The sequence below is a fragment of the Azorhizobium oxalatiphilum genome, from assembly GCF_014635325.1.
GTDB lineage: Bacteria > Pseudomonadota > Alphaproteobacteria > Rhizobiales > Xanthobacteraceae > Azorhizobium > Azorhizobium oxalatiphilum.
On sequence record NZ_BMCT01000003.1, the window covers coordinates 24,819 to 43,038 of the forward strand.

Below are 18,220 nucleotides of genomic sequence, written 5' to 3' on the forward strand. Positions count from 1 at the left end.
GCATACCTCTTGCCTGAAGATCGCCGCCGGCCGGCAGGCGCCGATGCTCGCTCTGACGCCGCGGAGCCGAGAGTGCCCAATGCCCTCGCGGCTCCGTTGTCGTCTGGTCCGCGTGAAACAGGGGCGACAACTCAGGCGGGAATGATGACGCTGACGTCTCGTAACCAGGCCCCGGCAGTTGACGGCTGAGGGGCCGGCGGCGCGGTGACTGTGGCAGAAGCCGACGTAGCGGAAATCGTTGGGATGATGTGGCTAGAGCCTGCCGGCCGGCAGCATATCCAGTGGTGGAGGCTGTGCCCGAATAATACATATCTCCGGTTATGCTCGTGCATCTTAAGGTTGTCGGAATGTAGTTGTTCCCTTTCCAGACTGAACTTGTCTGGATGGGTTCCAAATCATTGTGATTGAAAGACTGTATTCTGCTGCCTAGATAGCCTGAATTGCATTTTGACACAGGCTGGAGGGTCGCTTGATTCCATAAAGCCGTGCTTACGGTTGCTGGATGATGCGCCTCCATGTTGCCCCCTGCTGCCGTGCATATCGGGACGGCCACGCGATGCCGGCACCCCGCGGGAGCGGCGCATGAGCGAGCGACCCGACCTGCGCTTCAACCTGTATCTGTCGTGTCGGTCGGGCCTGATGGACTATGCGTCCCGTCTTCTCGGATCGCGCGAGGCTGCGGAGGACGTGGTGCAGGAAGCCTTCCTGCGCTTCGTTCCGGCCGGGCGTACGCAGGCCACAGCGCCGCCGCCGCGAGCCTATCTGTTCCGCATCGTGCGGAACCTCGCGGTGGATTACCTGCGACGCCGGACGCACGAAACCCGCAGCAAGGGGCGCAATGCGCCGGACTGGGTGGAGCCGCAGCCGCTGCCCTCGCCGGAGGAAACCGTGCTCTTCTGCGAGGATGTGAGGCGCGCCATGGATATGATCGCGGCACTTCCACCGAACCAGCGTATCGCCCTGGAAATGGTCCGGTTCGGCGGCTACTCGGTGGAGCAGGTGGCCGCGCATCTCGATCTCTCCGTGCCCACCATATACCGCCTCGTGCAGACGGCGGTGGCGACCATTACCCTGCGTCTGAGGCAGGATCCCGAGGCGGTGCCGCCAAAGCGCGGGCGGCCATGAGCGCACATCTCGCGGCCTGTGCCGCAATCCTGTAACAGGTTGTACAAGTCCAGGAGCCATTGAACGCAACGGGCGCAAGTTCTGTGGTGGAGAAAGCCGGCAGGGGAATGTTCGAGTTGGGAGGATACGCGAAATCCGAGCATGAGCGGCTCGAAGAGGCGACGGGCTGGATTCTGCGGTTGCAGAACGCGCCGGCGAACTCTCTGCTGCGTGCGCAATTCGACGACTGGATCGCGGCCTCTCCCGCCAACCGGGCGGCATGGCAGGATGCCAACGTCACATGGCGGCTGCTGGGAGCGTTTCAGCAAGCCGATGAGCGCCCACTCGCCAGCGAGCAGGTGGTCGCGGAAGCGTTCGCGCCGGCGACCGCGCCTAGCGGATCAGGTGGACAGCCGCGCCGCCAACAGCAGGGGCGTGCCGGGCGGGCGACGCGCGGCCGCCGTGCGACCATTGTCGCCGCAGCGCTTGCGGCCGGGCTGGCCATCTGGATCGTCGCCCCCGCGCTGCTGCTCTCGTTGCGCGCCGACCATCTGACCCATGCGGGGCAGAACCAGCAGATCAACCTGGCAGATGGCTCCACCGTGGATCTGGGCGGCTCCAGTGCCATCAGCACGCAGCTGACCGATGGCCAGCGGCAGGTGACGCTGCTCTCGGGGCAGGCCTTCTTCGATGTGCGGACCGACAAGGCGCGCCCCTTCATCGTGGACGTGGCGGGCATCGAAGTGAAGGTGACTGGCACCGCCTTCGATGTGCAGGCCACCTCCACGACCACCACCGTGGCGCTGCTTCATGGTTCCATCGAAGCGGTGGTGGAGCGCGGCACCGAGCCGGCCATTCACCTGCGACCCGGCCAGATGCTGACGCTGGATCGCACCGCCGGAACCATATCCGTTTCCGAAGTGCCGGCCGAGGACATCGGCTCCTGGCGGCAGGGCAGGATCTTCATCGCCGATGCTTCCGTTGGGGAGGCCGTGGAGCTGCTCCAGCGTTATCATCAGGCCTGGATCACCATCCCCGATCGCGCACTGGCCCAGCGCCGGGTGAGCGGCCTGTTCGACCTGAAGGATGTGGATGCGGCACTCTCCGGCCTCGTCGAACCCTTCGGCGGCAAGGTGCGGCAGCTGACGCCTCTGACACGCGTCATCAGCCGCTGGTGATCCGTTCCGGTCCGCGGGATCGGCTTTCGCAGAAAAAAATCCGCCGGGGCTGAGAATCCCGCCGTGCCGTTCGTCTGTACGTCCGAAGTCGCATCTCTGGGGTGAGGTGCGTGGATGTCAGGGGTGGGTGCGTCATGCGTTCTGGGGATCTGAGCTTTACCGTGGGCAGCATCCGGTCGCACCGGACTGTCGGCCGGCGTCTCTGGCTTGCGGGTGTCGCCTTCTGTGCGCTGGCCGGTGTGATGCATCCGCCGCAGGGGCATGCGCAGGCCGCTGCCCCGCAGGGCGAGGCATCGGCGACCCGCGCGTTCAACATTCCTTCGCAGTCGCTCAGCAGCGCATTGGCTCAGTTCGGTCGCCAGTCGGGCCTTCAGGTCGCCTTTCCACCGGAGGTGGCGCAGGGCGTGCGTTCCAGCCCCGTCACCGGCGCGTTGACGCCGGCACAGGCGCTGGGCCGGCTGTTGCAGGGCACCGGCATCGGCTTTCGTATCACCCCGCGCGGTACGGCGGTGATCGGCGCGCTGCAGCTCGGCGATACGGGCCGGGCCGGTGCTGCCGATGACGTGCTGGTGCTGGACACCATCCAGGTGGCAGGCACCGGTACGGGGTGGAATGCCGACACGCCTTATCAGACGCCCGGCTCCACCTCCTATATCTCGGGCGAGCAACTGGACCGCCTGCCGCCCAATTCCGCCGGCGATGTCTTCGTCAATGCGCCGGGCGTGCTCAATAGCGGCAGCCGGGTCGGCACCTCCATCAACCCCAACATCCGTGGCCTTCAGGGCATGGGGCGCGTGGCCGTGGCGGTGGATGGGGCGGTGAATTCCAGCACCTCCTATCGCGGCTATGCCGGCACCCGCGATGAATCCTATGTGGATCCGGACCTCATCGGTGGCATCGATATCTCCAAGGGACCGAGCGAGGGTGTCGGCGGCGGCGCCATCGGCGGCAACGTCAATTTCCGCACCCTGTCTGCGCAGGATCTGGTGCGCAGCGGCGATAACTGGGGTGTGCGCGTCAAGGGCGGCATGGGCACCGGCACGCAATCGCCGCTGATCACGCAATTCAGCAACACCGCACCGCCGCAGACGCGCGAGACGGACCGGCCGGACGGCTTCAATGGCGACAGCTGGTCGGGCAGCGTGGCAGCGGCCACGTTGCAGGAGAATTTCGAGGGCGTGATCGCCTATTCGCGACGGGTGCAGGGCAACTATTTCGCGGGCGCCGAGAATGCGGCGAACGGCTTCGTCTATCCCGAAGGCACGATGGGCCTCAATCCCGGCCGCAATGCCATCATCCGGCCGGGCGAGGAGGTCTACAACACGTCCTCGGACACCTCCTCCGTTCTCGCCAAGGCCAAACTGAAGTGGGGCGACGGCCAGTCGTTCGAACTCGGCTACATGCTCTACGAGAGCAAGGCGGGCGAGGAGGACGAAGCGCTCATCAACATCCTCAGCAACCTCGGTCAGCGTCAGCTCAGCAACACCCGGCTCGACAGCTACACCGCGAAGTATCGCTATGCGCCGTCCGACAACCGGCTGGTGAATTTGAGCGCCAACCTCTGGGCGACGGATCTGGAGCACGAGCGCGGGAATGCCTATCCCGCCGGCTACCGCGACCATTCCATGCTCACCACCGGCGGTGACATCGGCAACATCTCGCTGTTCGATACCTCGATTGGTGCCCTGGCGCTCAATTACGGCACCGAGTTCCGCCACGAGCATGCGCAGGCGCCCTATGTGGTCGACGCCGCCGGCCAGACCTCGCGCGGGCCGAATGGCTTCCGCACCTTGATCGGCACCTTCGCCAAGGCAACGCTGGAGCCGACCGATTGGCTCGCTGTCTCGGCGGGCGCGCGCTACGACCATTTTGCGGCGGAGGGCGAGGTGGCTTCGGCGCTCTATCCCGAACATTCCGGCTCGCGTGTCAGCCCGAATGCGGGCGTCATCGTGAAGCCGCTGGACGGCGTGCAGCTCTACGCCGAATACAAGGAGGGCTACCGTCCCCCGAGCCTGCGCGAACTTTACTGGGAAATCTACACGCTCCAGGTCAACCCGGACTTGCAGCCGGAAGTGTCGAAGAACTGGGAGTTCGGCCTCAACCTGCTGCGTGACGACCTGTTTCTGGCCGGCGACAAGGCGCGCTTCAAGGCTGCCTATTTCCGCAACCGCTATGACAATTACGTTGTCGTGGATGATGTGCCCGGCAACGAGAGCGCGCAGCAATATACCAACATCGACCACGCCAATTATCACGGCATCGAGCTGTCCGGTTCCTACGACACCGGCAAGGTTTTCGTGGAAGGCAATTTCACCAAGTACCTGACGGTGGAGTATTGCGAGCAGGATGGCTGCTCGGTGCCGACTCTGGATGGCGTGCTGGCCAACGTGGCGCCCCCGACCTTCGTGCCGCCGGAATGGAGCGGCAGCGTCACCGCCGGTGTGCGGATGTTCGACGAGGCATTCACGGTTGGCGGCCGTGCCACCTTCGCGTCCACCCGCTACGGTACGCCCTGGCCGCCCCAGAACGCCAGCACGATTGGCCTCATCGGCGTGAACTTCACCTGGCCGCAGTTCGTGGTGTTCGACCTGTTCGCCAATTACAAATTCTCCGAAGACACCACACTGAGCATCAGCGTGGAGAACCTCACCGACCAATATTATTACGACCCCATGTCCACTACCGGCATGCCGGCTCCGGGCCGCACCGCGCGCCTGAGCTTCAGTCACAGGCTGGGCGGTGACGGCCTGCCGCGCATTCCCGCGCCGACCACGCTCGGCAATGCCTCGCGTGGCGCGCCCGGCTCCGACTGGACCGGCGTCTATGTGGGCGGTCACGCGGGCTATTCCTTCGCCGATGTGTCCGGCATCGTCACCACCGGGGCCGGCGTGCCGACGCTGGAGACGCCCGCCGCCATCTATAGTGGCAGCGACCCCACGTTCGGCGGCCAGATCGGCTATAACTACCAGTTCGACAACGGCTTCATCATCGGCATCGAGAGTGATTTCACGGTGCTGAACCAGCGGGGTGATGTTGTGCGTACCCTCGCCACCGACACGGCCCTGCTGACAGCGCGGCAGCAACTGGCGGCCGAGAGCCAGTATCAGCTGGACTGGCAGGCCTCGCTGCGGGCGCGTGTCGGCTATTCCTTCGGCCGCCTGATGGTCTATGGCACCGGCGGCGCGGCCTTCCTGCGGCAGAGCGGCTGGCGCACGCAGTACATCTCACGCCAGTTCCTCACCACCAGCCCCACCGATACGGATCCCTGGTTCACGGAAAGCGACACCAGCACGGCCACCGGCTGGACCGGCGGTGCAGGCTTTGAGTTCGCGCTGGCCAATAATTGGTCGCTCAAGGGCGAATATTCCTTCTCCGCCTTCGACGGGGCCGGCATGGCCTTCGAGGATGCACGTGCGGGTGTGACGCGAAGCTTTTCCACCTCCACCTTCTGCCGGCGCGGCAGCCCGAACCCGCCGTGCCCGGCCGGCTTCACGGGCAATTTGGTGGTCAATAACCCGGGGACGGCGGATGCCAACACGGGCCGCAACGTGCTGGAGGACATCGGGCTGCATGCGCTCAAGGTCGGCTTGAATTACCGCTTCTGAGCTGTTCGCTGCTTATGCCATCGCGAGGCTGCTCGCCCGCGTGAAACCGGACCGAACCGCCATGCAGACGCGGGCACCCGCGCCTGCATGGCGGTGGTCGTGCACCTTCGCATCAATCTAATGATGATCTGCTGATCAAATTTGAACTTACTGCAAGTTCGGGCCACGACGCCGTTGGCGGCATGATTAGAGTGTTTGGACATGCTGCATTTGCGCATGCAGTGCAGGTTGTAGACTGGTCTTGCCTGCACCTGCGATGGATGCGCCAATCTTAGAGCTTTTAGAAAACATTGTGCTTGCGATGGGCTCGCGGCTTCCGTTAGAAGAAACCGCGAGCTGCGCTCGTTGACATTGCCGCTCTATTACAGATGTCTGGCGTCCCGGTTTCATCATGTCCGATGTCGCGTTTGTTTCTGTCTCAGGCCTCATCGAGGCGTATTATGGCGAGTTGCGTTCCTACGCTTCGCGCAAGCTGGGCAATGCGGCCGCCGCCGAGGATGTGGTGCAGGAAGCCTGCCTGCGTTTCGCCAGCGCGCCCGGTGAGACGATCGACAATCCGCGCGCCTGGCTCTACCGGGTCGTCGGCAATCTGGTGATTGATCAGTTGCGGCGCGAGCGGAGCTTCGGGCACGTGGTGCCGCAGCAGCCGGACGATTTCGAAGTCGCTGACGAAACGGTGGATCTTGAGCGGCAGCTCGTTGCCAAGCAACGGCTGGCGCTTCTGGCCAAGGCGGTTGAAGAGCTTCCGCCCCGCTGCCGCGAGTGCTTTGTCCTGCGTCGATACGACGATCTCTCGCAGGAGGAGATCGCGAACCGTATGGGGATCAGCCGGAACATGGTGGAAAAGCATCTCCGCCAGGCTCTGATCCATTGCACGGCAAGGCTTCGCGAAGCCGATTGATTTTTTCCGCGCGCTGACCTCCTCTACCTTGGAACTCATCCGTCATAAGGATGAGAACACGCCGGCAGGCGTTATCGCAGGGTGGGTGCAGACGGGTACGGCAACATAAGCGATGAACGACGCTGACAAATTGACAGCGCTGGAGGCCGCCGCAGACTGGTATGTCCGCCGTGATGCCGGCCCGCTCGATCCACGAGAGGAAGCGCAATTCCAGGATTGGCTGATGACAGCAGCCAATCGGATTGCGTTCGAGGAGATTTCGGGCACCTGGATCGACCTCGGCCTTATCCCCCGGCCGGCCGTGGAGGCTGTGGCGGCGAACGATGCTGGTCGTGTCGTGCCCCTGCGTGCGATCCAGCGTCGGCCCATGCCGATCCGCCGATGGACATTCGCGGCGGCCGCCGCTGCGGTGGCGGTCTTCGTGGTCGGCCACGCCTTGGATCTCCCCTTGAGGTTCGAAGCCGATGCCATGACGGCCACCGGCGAGATCCGAACGCTGCGCCTCGACGACGGCAGCAGCGTCGAACTCAATACTGCGAGCGCTCTGGCCATCGACTATTCGCCATCGGAGCGCCGCATACGCCTGTTGCGCGGGGAGGCCGTCTTCACCGTTGCCAAGGATAGCGCGCGTCCCTTCGTCGTGGAGGCTGCCTCCGGCACGGCGGTGGCCCGCGGCACGGTGTTCGCGGTTGGCAAGGATGGCGACGGGGCCACGGTCACGGTCCTGGAGAGCCGGGTCGGCGTGTCCTATCCGGCTTCCGCAGGCGCCGTGGAGCTGTCACCGGGCGAAGCTGTCGCTTACTCGCGGCGTGGCCTCGATAATGTCAGAGCCGTGGATGCCGACACCCGGACGGCGTGGCGGCGGGGCAAGCTCGTTTTCGTGGATCGCCCTCTGGGCGAAGTGATCGCAGAGTTGAACCGCTATTACGCGGGGCGCATCCAGATTATTGACGACTCCATCAGTAACAAATCCGTCAGCGGGGTGTTCGACATTCGCGATCCTGCGCGGGCGCTGCACGCCGTAGAAGAAGCTCTGGGGCTGCATTCGACCAGTCTCACCAGCTATCTGGTGCTGCTTCATAGCTGATCGGCGAAATAATTCCTGATCGGACCTCCTCGATACCGAAGACCCTGCGTCTAACAGGATAGAAGGCAGTCTTGCTGGCCCCCGCCGGCAACACTGGCCTCTCTTCTTGGTGGACGATGGGGGGCGGAATGCCGCAGAGCGCAAGCAACAGAGTCAGGGGCATGCTCCTGGCGACGACTGCCGCATTTATGCTGACGCTGTCAGGCGGCGCGCTTGCGCAGACGTCATCGCAGAGCCCGTCGCCGGTGCGCGCGTATACGGTCCCGGCGGGCAACCTTGCGCAGGCGCTCAACCGCTTCGCGGAGATATCCCAGCTCCAGCTGATCTACAGTGGCGCCACCACCCGTGGCCTTCAGACGGGCGGGCTGGCAGGAAGCTTCACGCCGCAACAAGCGTTGGCTCAATTGCTGGCGGGTTCCGGGCTCAGCTATCGCTTCACGAGTGCCGGTGTGGTGACGATCTCCGGTCCCGGCGGGCCCGATGGCGCACCGCCGCCGGCCGATGGTTCGCTGCTCCTCGATATCATCGATGTGAACGGCGCCGGCGGGCAGAGTTCCGTCTACACGCCTTATGAGACGGCGGCGGCCACCAATTTCATCTCCGGGCAGGACATCGAGCGCTATCGTGGTTCGAGCCCCTCGGACATTTTTCGCGGCACGCCGGGTGTGCTGTCGGGAGATTCCCGCAATAGCGCGGGTGGCATTGATGTCAATATCCGCGGCCTTCAGGGGCAGGGGCGCGTGCGGGTCGCGGTGGACGATGCCGAGAATGCGGTCACTGTCTATCACGGCTATCAGGGCCAATCGAACCGCACCTATATCGATCCCGATCTGATCGCCGGCATCGACATCAACAAGGGCCTCGACGTCGCCTCGCGCGGCGCGGCCGGCTCCGTGAACATGCGCACCATCGGTGCGGGCGACATCGTCAAGCCCGGCGACACCTGGGGCGTCAGGGTCATCGGCGGTTTCGGCACCAACACGACGCCCCCGACACCCGGCGCCATCGGCGGCTACCAATGGCCGACCACCGACAGGCCGGGCCTGACGGAGTCGACGACCGGCCTCGACCGGCCGGGTTTCCTCAGCCCCACGTCCGGCTCGGGCAGCGTGGCGGCGGCGGTGAAGCAGGACAATTGGGACTTCCTCATCGCCTATGCCGCGCGCAAGCAGGGCAACTATTTCGCGGGCAAGAACGGCGGCAACGGCGTCTATGCGTCACCGGTGCTGAACGCCCAGGGTATCTACGTCAACAGCGGCTACACCAACTATCGGCCGGGCGAGGAGGTGCTGAACACCCAGCTCGAAACCGAGAGCCTGCTGGCCAAGGTCAACCTGCGCTCCGATGACGGCCAGAGCCTGCAGGTCACTTATAACAACTATCGCGGCGAGGGCGGCTACTGGCTGCCGGTCTTCGGTGCGATGGCGGACATGTCGCAGGCCAAGTACGGCGCCACCACCGGCACGAGGATCGATACCGGCACGGCGCGCTATCGCTGGAATCCGGATGACAACGACCTGATCGACGTGAAGGTCAACGCATGGCTGACCTATTTCCAGTTGCTGAATCAGGGGCGGCTCGTCTCCACGCCGGGCGCGCCCGTCGGCCAGAACCTGTGGCCGGCCGACATCGGCCTCGCGGATGACTTCCGGACCGGCACCAACACGGTCATGTGGGGGACGGACGTCTCCAACACTTCGAAGTTCGCATTCGACCAGATCGGCGCTTTCGAGATGACCTATGGCCTGTCCCTGCTCGAGCAGCAGGTGGGGCTCAATCGATACGCCGAATACATGTCCTTCGTCACGCCATCGAGCGGCACGCGCGACGAATGGGGCGCGTTCGCGAAGGCGGCGTACAAGCCGACCGACTGGCTGACGCTCAACGCTGGCCTGCGCTATTCGGCCTTCTCCGCAGAGGGATCGACCCAGAAGATCTTCGGCACGACGGCGGCTGGCTCGCAGCCGATTTACAGCGGTCCGCCGGGGGATGCCGGCGGCTTCAGCCCTTCGGCGGGCATCGTGGTCGAGCCGTTCCAGGGGACGCAGTTCTACGCCAATTATTCCAGCGCGCTCCGCCTGCCGAGCCTGATGGAAACCGTCGGCGTCTTCACCATCATCGAGCCGGGCCTTCAGCCTGAGCGACTGAACAGCTGGGATCTGGGCGTCAACGTCACCCGACAGGGCGTGCTGGCGGCGAACGACAGCGCCTGGCTCAAGTTCGGCTGGTTCGACTGGCAGGTGAGGGATTACATCTCCCGTGCCACGCAGGACGTTGCGCAAGGCACGGCGCTGCGCATCCACAATATCTACGGCGCCAGCTTCTCCGGCTTCGAGCTGTCGAGCCGCTATGAGTGGAACGGCTTCGCGGCCGACTTCTCCGCCAATTACTACACAAAGGTGGAATACTGCGTCACCGCGGATACGTGCGGTAACATGTCGCTGTATGGCGACTACGCCACCAATTACGTGCCGCCTGAATACATGCTCGATCTCAAGCTGTCGCAGAAGTTTCTGGACGACAAGCTCACCGTCGGCGGCCGAGCCTATTACGTCGGCCCACGCGCCGCAGACCATGGCGACGTGACCTCGCGCGGCTATTCGGCCTTCATCACGCAGATCCAGTGGAACCCCTACGCGCTGTTCGACGTGTTCGCCGAATACAAGCTCAACGACAATTGGACCGCCTCGGCCCGCGTCGAGAATGTCACCGATCAGTTCTATGTGGATCCGCTCGGCATGTTGCCGCAGCCGGGGCCGGGCCGCACCTTCTATGCCAGCCTCACCGGCAAGTTCGGTGGCGACCAGCCGCTGCCACAGCGTTCGCGCCCGGCGTGGGCCTCGACCGGCGAGGGGCATGGCGCGACCGACTGGAGCGGCTTTTATGCCGGCGCCAACGGCGGCTTCGCGATGGCGCGCACCCAGGGCGCGAGCAGCGTCCTCAACCCCGCCGCGGACACGTTCGGTGGTCTCGCAGATGGCATCGCAGCCAGCGAAGCTGCCAATCTTGAGTTCTCCGGCGGCCTCGTGGGCTTGCAGGCCGGCTATAACTGGCAGTTCGCCAACAAGTTCGTGCTCGGCATCGAGGCCGACTTCGGCAAGTCCTGGGCCGAGGGGCGCCAGGACAATCGTGCGGTGGACGATGCTGTTCTCGCCGCCTCGAACTGGCTCCAGTCGCGCACTCATCACAAGGTCGACTGGATCACCACCGTGCGCGGCCGCGTTGGCTACGCCTTCGACAACGGGCTGATGCTCTATGGCACCGCCGGCGTCGCCCTTCTGCGGGAGGACGTCGCGCGCGATCAATATTGGGTCTATGCGCGCGGCCATGACCAGCCCGGTGGGAACCTGAACTACGTCCATTACGTCGACGAGGATGGCGCGACGCGGATCGGCGCGACCATGGGCTTTGGCGGTGAGTATGCGCTCAATGATCGCTGGTCACTGAAGAGCGACTACACCTACAGCCGCTTCGGCAGTACGGACTACGAATTCGGTAACGCCACCGCTGGCGCCGGACCGGAATATCTGACGCGCGAGATCGTCGGCTACACGCCAACTGAGCTGCCGATCTATCGCGATACGCTGCACGAGGGCGCCTCCGGGATCGTCAACGGCCGCAAGGCATCGAACACGTTCGACCTGCACGCGATCAGGCTGGGTCTCAACTACAGATTCTGACGCAAAGGCCGTCCCGGGGCAGCGCCTCGGGAGCCGCTCAATTTCGGGATTTTCGTCCCGCCACGATCAAGCAATTTGAGGAAAAAAGCCATGCAACAGCGTGACCCCTCCGTCTCGTTCGGGCTTCCGGCGGCGATCTGCAAGCCGATTGCGCGGGCATCCCGGCTGCCGCGCCTGCGCAATGCGCTGCTGGCCGGGGCGGCATTCGCCATCTGCGGCATGTCGTCGGCCCAGGCGCAGGAGATCTCCTATGCCTGGAGCGGCGCGGCAGGTGACAACAACTGGTTCACGGCGGGCAACTGGACTCCCGGCCTGCCGCCCGCCGGCGAAAGCTATCAGACCAGCGGCATCTCGAATGGAACGGTCTTCGTCCGCACCCCCGGCGCGATCACCGGCACGGGCATCATGCTCGCACGGGGCAGCGGCAACACGGCCTCGCTGACGGTCACGGATACCGGCACACTGCAAGTCCTCGGCCTGTTCGTGGGCGGTCTCGGCGGAACCGGAACGGTCACGGTCAGCGGCCCTCAGGCCTCCTTGACGGCGGCAGGCGTCGTCCTGACCCCGACCCTCATGCGGGGCGGATCCATCACCGTTTCCAATGGCTCGATGACGGTTGAGAACGGCGGGACGGTGACGGCCCAGAACGGCATGACGCTGTCGGGTTCGAGCACCGATACCGGCACCCTGCTGGTGACTGGGAGCGGCTCCTCGGTCAATGTGACCGGAGAGCTTCAGGTGGGCTATAACGGCGCCGGCATCATCACGCTGACCAACGGCGGGGCGCTCAACGTCAATGGAACGCTGTCCGTCGGCTACTCCAGCGGCATCGGCACGCTGAACATCGGCGCGGCGGCCGGGCAAGCCGCGGCGGCGGCCGGCACACTGACGGCCACCAACATCGCGCTGCAGAGCGGCATGCAGGCGAACACAATCGTCCTCAATCATACCGGAACGGCCACCAGCGCGTTCGAACTGGCTTCGGTGTTTACCGAGGGCTACCGGGGCTACGGCACCATCAACCAGCTCGCCGGTGAGACGCATCTGACCGGCCGCAGCCTCGCCTTCACCGGCACGACCAATGTCACAGGCGGCACGCTGCTTCTGTCCACGGCCACCTCTGCGCTCGGCGGCACCTTCAATGTCTCCGGCACCGGCACGCTCGGTGGCATCGGCATCATCGGGACGGTTCCCTACAACGGTGTCGCAGGCTACGTGACCACCATCGCCTCCGGCGGCACGCTGTCGCCGGGTCTGACTGGGCAGATCGGCACGCTGAACGTGCGTGGTGATCTGGTGTTCAATTCCGGCTCGATCTATGCGGTGAACATCGCCGGCGACAAGACCTCCGATCTGACCAGCGTGACCGGCAACGTCACCATCGCCAGTGGCGCGAAGGTGAAGGTCTCCGCGCTTGGCGGGCAGGGCGATTACGGCGTCGATTATTCCGGCGCGGGCTACACCTACACCATTCTCAGCGCCACGGGCGCACTGACGGGTACGTTCACCGATGTGCAGGACAGCGCCTTCCTGACCTACACCTCGTCGTCGGACGCCACCCACGCCTATCTGAACGTGGCGCTGAAGACGGTTGAGCCCGGCATCCATTGGGGCGGCTCCACCGGTGCGTGGAGCACGGCGGCCAACTGGTCTCCGTCGGGCGTCCCGGTCACGTCCGGCGGCGGGGCTGGCGTGGATGTCTTCGTTGCCAGCGGCGAGGCGATCGTCAGCGGGCCGCTCGCGCTCGGCACCGTGGCGGGCGATAGCACCACGCTGACGATCTCCGGCACCGGCAAGCTGACGCTGCAGAACACCACCAATCCCACGACGTACGGCGCCCTCACCATCGGCGGTGCCGGAACGGGCGCTGTCACTGTGACCGGCAGCGGCGCATCCATCGCGGCGGAAAACAACATCGTCGTGAGCAACGGCACGCTGACTGTGGCGAATGGCGCCACGGCGGTGGGGCAGCTCGTCACCGCCAGTGCCACCGATGGGGTGAACGCCGACATCCTCGTGACCGGCGCCGGTTCGACGCTGCAGGCTAGAAGCGTGTTCCGGATGGGCAGTGCCGCCTCGCATGGCACGCTCACCATTGCCGATGGCGGTTCGGTCGTGGTGACGGCTTCCGGCCAGAACGGCATGAACATCTCGTCCAGCAGCACCGGCACCGGCACGCTCAACATCGGCGCTGCCGAAGGCGCTGCCGCCGTCGCGGCCGGCACGCTCAATGCGCCGAGCCTGTTCTTCGGTTCCGGCACCGGCACTCTGGTGTTCAACCACACCGGCACCGACTATGCGTTCGCCCCCCAGATCCAGGTTCAGGCGACCCAGATCGGCGCCCGCACCATCAAGCAGATCGCGGGCGTGACGCGTCTGACCGCGGACAGCTCCGCCTTCAACGGCACCACCTATGTGAGCGGCGGCTCGCTGCTGGTGGACGCGACCGGCGCGCTCGGTGGCACGTTCGAGGTTTCCGGCACCGGCCTCCTCGGCGGCATCGGCACGCTGGGCACGGCCGGCAGCACGATCAACCTGACTTCCGGCACGTTGTCGCCGGGCCTGACGGGCGCCATCGGCACGCTGAATGTCGCCGGAAATCTCGTGTTCGGCGCCAATTCCATCTATGCGGTGAACATCGCCGGCAACAGGACCTCGGACCTGACCAACGTGGCGGGCAACGTCACCATCGTCGATGGCGCGAAGGTGCAGGTCAGCACGCTCGGCGGGCAGGGTGATTACGGCGTCAGTTATGCGGGCGCGGGCTACACCTACACCATCGTTAGCGCCACCGGCGCGCTGACAGGTACGTTCACCGACGTACAGGATAGCGCCTTCCTGACCTACACCTCGTCGTCGGATGGCAACAACGCCTATCTGAATGTGAAGCTGAAGAACGCCTCGTCCAGCACCTACTGGAACGAGACGACCGGCGCGTGGAACGAGGCCACCAACTGGAACCCCATGGTCACGCCGGTCGTGTCCGGCGCGGGCGAGGCTGCCAATGTCTTCGTCACCGGCGGCGAGGCGATCGTCAGCGGGCCTCTCGCGCTCGGCACGGGGGCGGGCGACAACACGACGCTGACCATCTCCGGCACCGGCAAGCTGACGCTGCAGAACACCACCAATCCCACGACCTATGGCGCTCTGACCATTGGCGGCGCGGGTGTGGCTGCGGTGAAGGTGAGCGGCAGCGGCGCCTCCGTGGCGGCGGAGAACAACATCGTCGTCGGCAACGGCACGCTGACAGTGGAGAATGGCGCGACGGTTGCCGGTCAGCTCGTCACCGCCAATGCCGCCGATGGCGCGAACGCCGACATCCTTGTGACCGGGAGCGGTTCCTCGCTGACGAGCAGAAATGCGTTCCGCGTCGGCGGCTATGATACGCACGGCACGCTGACGATCGCCAATGGCGGTTCGGTCATCGCCACCACCACCGGCCAGAACGGCGTGGTTCTGGCGTCCAGCGCCACCAACAGCACGGGCACGCTCAACATCGGCGCTGCCGAAGGCGCTGCCGCCGCTGCGGCCGGTACGCTGAATGCGCCGAGCCTGTTCTTCGGCGCGGGCACGGGCACGCTGGTGTTCAACCACACCGGCACCGACTATGCGTTCGATCCGCAGATCCAGGTTCAGGCGACCCAGATCGGCGCCCGCACCATCAAGCAGATCGCGGGTGTGACGCGCCTGACGGCGGACAGCTCCGCCTTCAACGGCACGACGTATGTGAGCGGCGGTTCGCTTCTGGCGGACGCGAACGGCAAGCTGGGCGGCACGTTCGAGGTGACGGGCACCGGCCTCCTCGGCGGCATCGGCACGCTGGGCACGGCTGGCAGCGCGCTCAACATCGCCTCCGGCACATTGTCGCCGGGCCTGACGGGCGCCATCGGCACGCTCAGCGTGGCGGGCGATCTGGTGTTCGGCGCGACGTCCACCTATGCGGTGAACATCGCCGGCGACAAGACGTCCGACCTCACCAACGTGGCCGGCAGCGTCACCATCGCCAGCGGCGCGAAGGTGAAGGTCTCCGCTCTCGGCGGGCAGGGCGATTACGGCACGGATTATTCCGGCACCGGCTATCGCTACACCATCCTGTCGTCCACCGGCGCCCTGACCGGCACCTTCACGGATGTGCAGGATAGCGCCTTCCTCAGCTACACCTCGTCGTCCGATACCAACAACGCCTACCTCACGGTGGCGCTGAAGACGGGCGGCGGAACCGACCCGACCGATCCCACGGATCCGACTGACCCGACCGATCCGACGACCCCCACCAATCCCACGAACCCGACCAATCCGGGCATCTTCCAGCCGGTTGCGTTCTCCCCGAACCAGAAGGCCGTCGCAGGCGCGCTGGATTCCATGTCGCAGGGCAGCGCGCTCTGGTTCGCCGTCGCCAACGTGCCCACCTATGATGCCGCACGCCAGGCGTTCGAACAGCTCTCCGGCTCCAGCTATGGCACGTCGCAGACGGCCATGATGCAGGACAGCCATTTCGTTCGCGATGCCATCACCGGCCGTGTCCGTGGCGCCTTCAACAATGTGGGGGCTCCGGGCATGAACGTGATGTCCTATGCAGGCGATCAGCATCCCTATGCAGCGCCCTTCAACAAGGCGATGGCCAAGCCGACCCTGCACGACGAACTGTTCGCCGCGTGGGGCAGCGCCTTCGGATCGTGGGGCAGCATCAATGCGGACGGCGATGCCGCTTCCATCAGCCACAAGGTCGGCGGCTTCCTGATTGGTGCCGATACGCGGGTGTTCGACACGTGGCGGGTCGGCCTGCTCGGCGGCTACAGCTATGGCTCGTTCAATACGACGGGTGCCAGCGGGGAAAGTGACAACTATCATTTCGGCGCCTATGCGGGCACCACGGTGGGGGCGGTGTCGTTCCGCTCGGGCCTTGCCTACACGTGGCACGACATGACGTCGGAGCGCACCGTCGCCTTCGTGGGCCAGAACCTGAAGGCCAATTACGACGCCGGCACCTTCCAGACCTTCGGCGAACTGGGCTACCGGGTCGACATGGGCACGGTCGCGATCGAGCCCTTCGCCAATCTCGCCTATGTCCAGCTTAAGACGGATGGCTTCAGCGAGACGGGCGGCTTCGCGGCCCTCACCGTGCAGGGCGCCACCACCAGCACCACCTTCACCACGCTGGGCGCCCGTGCGTCCGCCAGCCTCGATCTCGCCGGCCTCGCCACCGTCGCCCGGGGAACCCTTGGCTGGCAGCATGCCTTCGGCGACGTCAATCCGGTGTCCACCGCCAACTTCATCGGCAGCGACAGCTTCAGCGTCGCCGGTGTGCCGCTCGATGTGGATACCGCATTGGTGGAGGCGGGCTTCGACTGGCGCATCCTGTCGTCCAGCACGTTCGGCATCACCTATGTGGGCCAGTATGGCGCGCGGGCCAGCGAGAACGGCATCAACGCCAATCTGCGCGTGGAGTTCTGAGCATGGCGCGCACCTTCATCCATGGGGTGGCCCTCGTGGCCACCCTGTCCCTCGCCTTGCCCGCGCTCGCGCAAGCGCCCGCTCCGGCACGGGCTCCGGCCTTGCCCGGCGGAGCCTCCTCCCTGCAGGAGACCTACGAGGACTGGACGGTCTCCTGCGTGGTGGAGGGCACGGCCCGCATCTGCCGCATGAGCCAGCAGCAGCGCCGGCAGGAGGGCAACCAGCTGGTGCTGGCGGTGGATCTCACCGTCGGCAAGACAGGTGCCTCCGGTGCCCTGCTCATGCCTTTCGGTCTGCGGCTCGCGGACGGCGTGACCCCGCAGGTGGACGAGGGAAAGCCGGCGCAGGCCGTTGCCTTCTCCACCTGCCTGCCCGCCGGCTGCATCGTGCCGCTTACGCTTGATGCGGCGCTCATCAAGACGCTGAGCAAGGCCACCACGCTGAAGCTCACCGCCAAGGCGCAGGACAGCGGCCAGGACGTGACCCTGTCCGTGCCCCTGAAGGGCTTCGCCGCAGGATATGAGCGCCTGAAGGGCCTTGCCGGCTCCTGACGCTCCCGCACCAGAAGGATCTTCCGCATGACCACCGACACGCTCGCGCCGGAGACCGCCGACCTTGGCCGGACGAAGCGCCTGAAGGCACGCACCGGCGCCACCCATGATCGGCTTGATGCCGGCATCATGTCCCGCGCGCCCTTTTCCAGCCGGGAGCGCTACGGCCTGTTCCTGCGCGTCCAGCACGGCTTCCATCGTCAGATCGACGCGCTTTACGCCGATCCGACACTCGACAGCCTGTTGCCCGACCTCGCCGGCCGGCGGCGTCTGCACCTGATCGCGCAGGATCTCGCGGATCTGGGCCTCGCGCCGCCGCCGGTCGTGGGCGCGCCCTTGTTCACGCCCGGTGGTGCGGTGGATCTGCCGACCGCGCTGGGCTGGCTCTATGTGGCTGAGGGCTCGAACCTCGGCGCAGCCTTCCTGCTGAAGGCGGCAGCTTCGCTCGGGCTCAACGAGACCTTCGGTGCGCACCATCTGGCCCCCGCACCGGAAGGGCGTGGCCTGCACTGGAAGACCTTCACCGCCGCCCTCGATGCACTGGAGCTGTCGCCGGAGGAGGACGCCCGGATGATGGCCGGAGGGGAAGCGGCCTTCCGGCATGTGCACGCCCTTGTCGAGAGAGGCTTCGACGCTCCGCCTGCGGTGTGATCCGGCGGA

At 65.5% G+C, this 18,220-nt stretch carries 9 protein-coding genes; all 9 read left to right on the forward strand.

The genetic code is table 11. From position 1 onward, the window contains the following. Window positions 1-582 precede the first annotated feature (582 nt). The 9 genes from IEW24_RS12145 (at window position 583) to IEW24_RS12185 (ending at window position 18,211) form a co-directional block, all read left to right on the forward strand. Entirely contained in the window at window positions 583-1,125 is a 543-nt protein-coding gene (locus tag IEW24_RS12145) for an RNA polymerase sigma factor (RefSeq protein ID WP_188578900.1), read from the forward strand. 107 nt (window positions 1,126-1,232) lie between these two features. Beyond that, complete coding sequence (locus IEW24_RS12150; RefSeq protein ID WP_188578903.1) at window positions 1,233-2,282, forward strand: FecR family protein; 1,050 nt, start codon at window positions 1,233-1,235, stop codon at window positions 2,280-2,282. A gap of 134 nt (window positions 2,283-2,416) precedes the next feature. Next, window positions 2,417-5,887 carry a TonB-dependent receptor domain-containing protein gene (locus IEW24_RS12155; protein ID WP_188578905.1) on the forward strand — a complete coding sequence of 1,157 codons (3,471 nt, stop codon included), beginning with the start codon at window positions 2,417-2,419 and terminating at the stop codon, window positions 5,885-5,887. A 391-nt stretch (window positions 5,888-6,278) separates the two neighbouring features. Then, window positions 6,279-6,788, forward strand: a complete 510-nt coding sequence (locus IEW24_RS12160; protein ID WP_188578906.1) for an RNA polymerase sigma factor — start codon at window positions 6,279-6,281, stop codon at window positions 6,786-6,788. Window positions 6,789-6,900: 112 nt separating this feature from the next. Beyond that, window positions 6,901-7,875 (forward strand): FecR family protein, encoded by a 975-nt coding sequence (locus IEW24_RS12165; protein WP_188578908.1) that lies wholly within the window; start codon window positions 6,901-6,903, stop codon window positions 7,873-7,875. A gap of 161 nt (window positions 7,876-8,036) precedes the next feature. Continuing rightward, window positions 8,037-11,555, forward strand: coding sequence for a TonB-dependent receptor domain-containing protein (locus IEW24_RS12170; protein ID WP_188578910.1), 3,519 nt, complete (start codon window positions 8,037-8,039; stop codon window positions 11,553-11,555). 90 nt (window positions 11,556-11,645) lie between these two features. Beyond that, window positions 11,646-17,009 (forward strand): autotransporter domain-containing protein, encoded by a 5,364-nt coding sequence (locus IEW24_RS12175; protein WP_188578913.1) that lies wholly within the window; start codon window positions 11,646-11,648, stop codon window positions 17,007-17,009. A gap of 2 nt (window positions 17,010-17,011) precedes the next feature. Next, window positions 17,012-17,560 carry an invasion associated locus B family protein gene (locus IEW24_RS12180; RefSeq protein ID WP_188578915.1) on the forward strand — a complete coding sequence of 183 codons (549 nt, stop codon included), beginning with the start codon at window positions 17,012-17,014 and terminating at the stop codon, window positions 17,558-17,560. 27 nt (window positions 17,561-17,587) lie between these two features. Then, window positions 17,588-18,211 (forward strand): biliverdin-producing heme oxygenase, encoded by a 624-nt coding sequence (locus IEW24_RS12185; protein WP_188578917.1) that lies wholly within the window; start codon window positions 17,588-17,590, stop codon window positions 18,209-18,211. The last annotated feature ends 9 nt before the right edge of the window (window positions 18,212-18,220 follow it).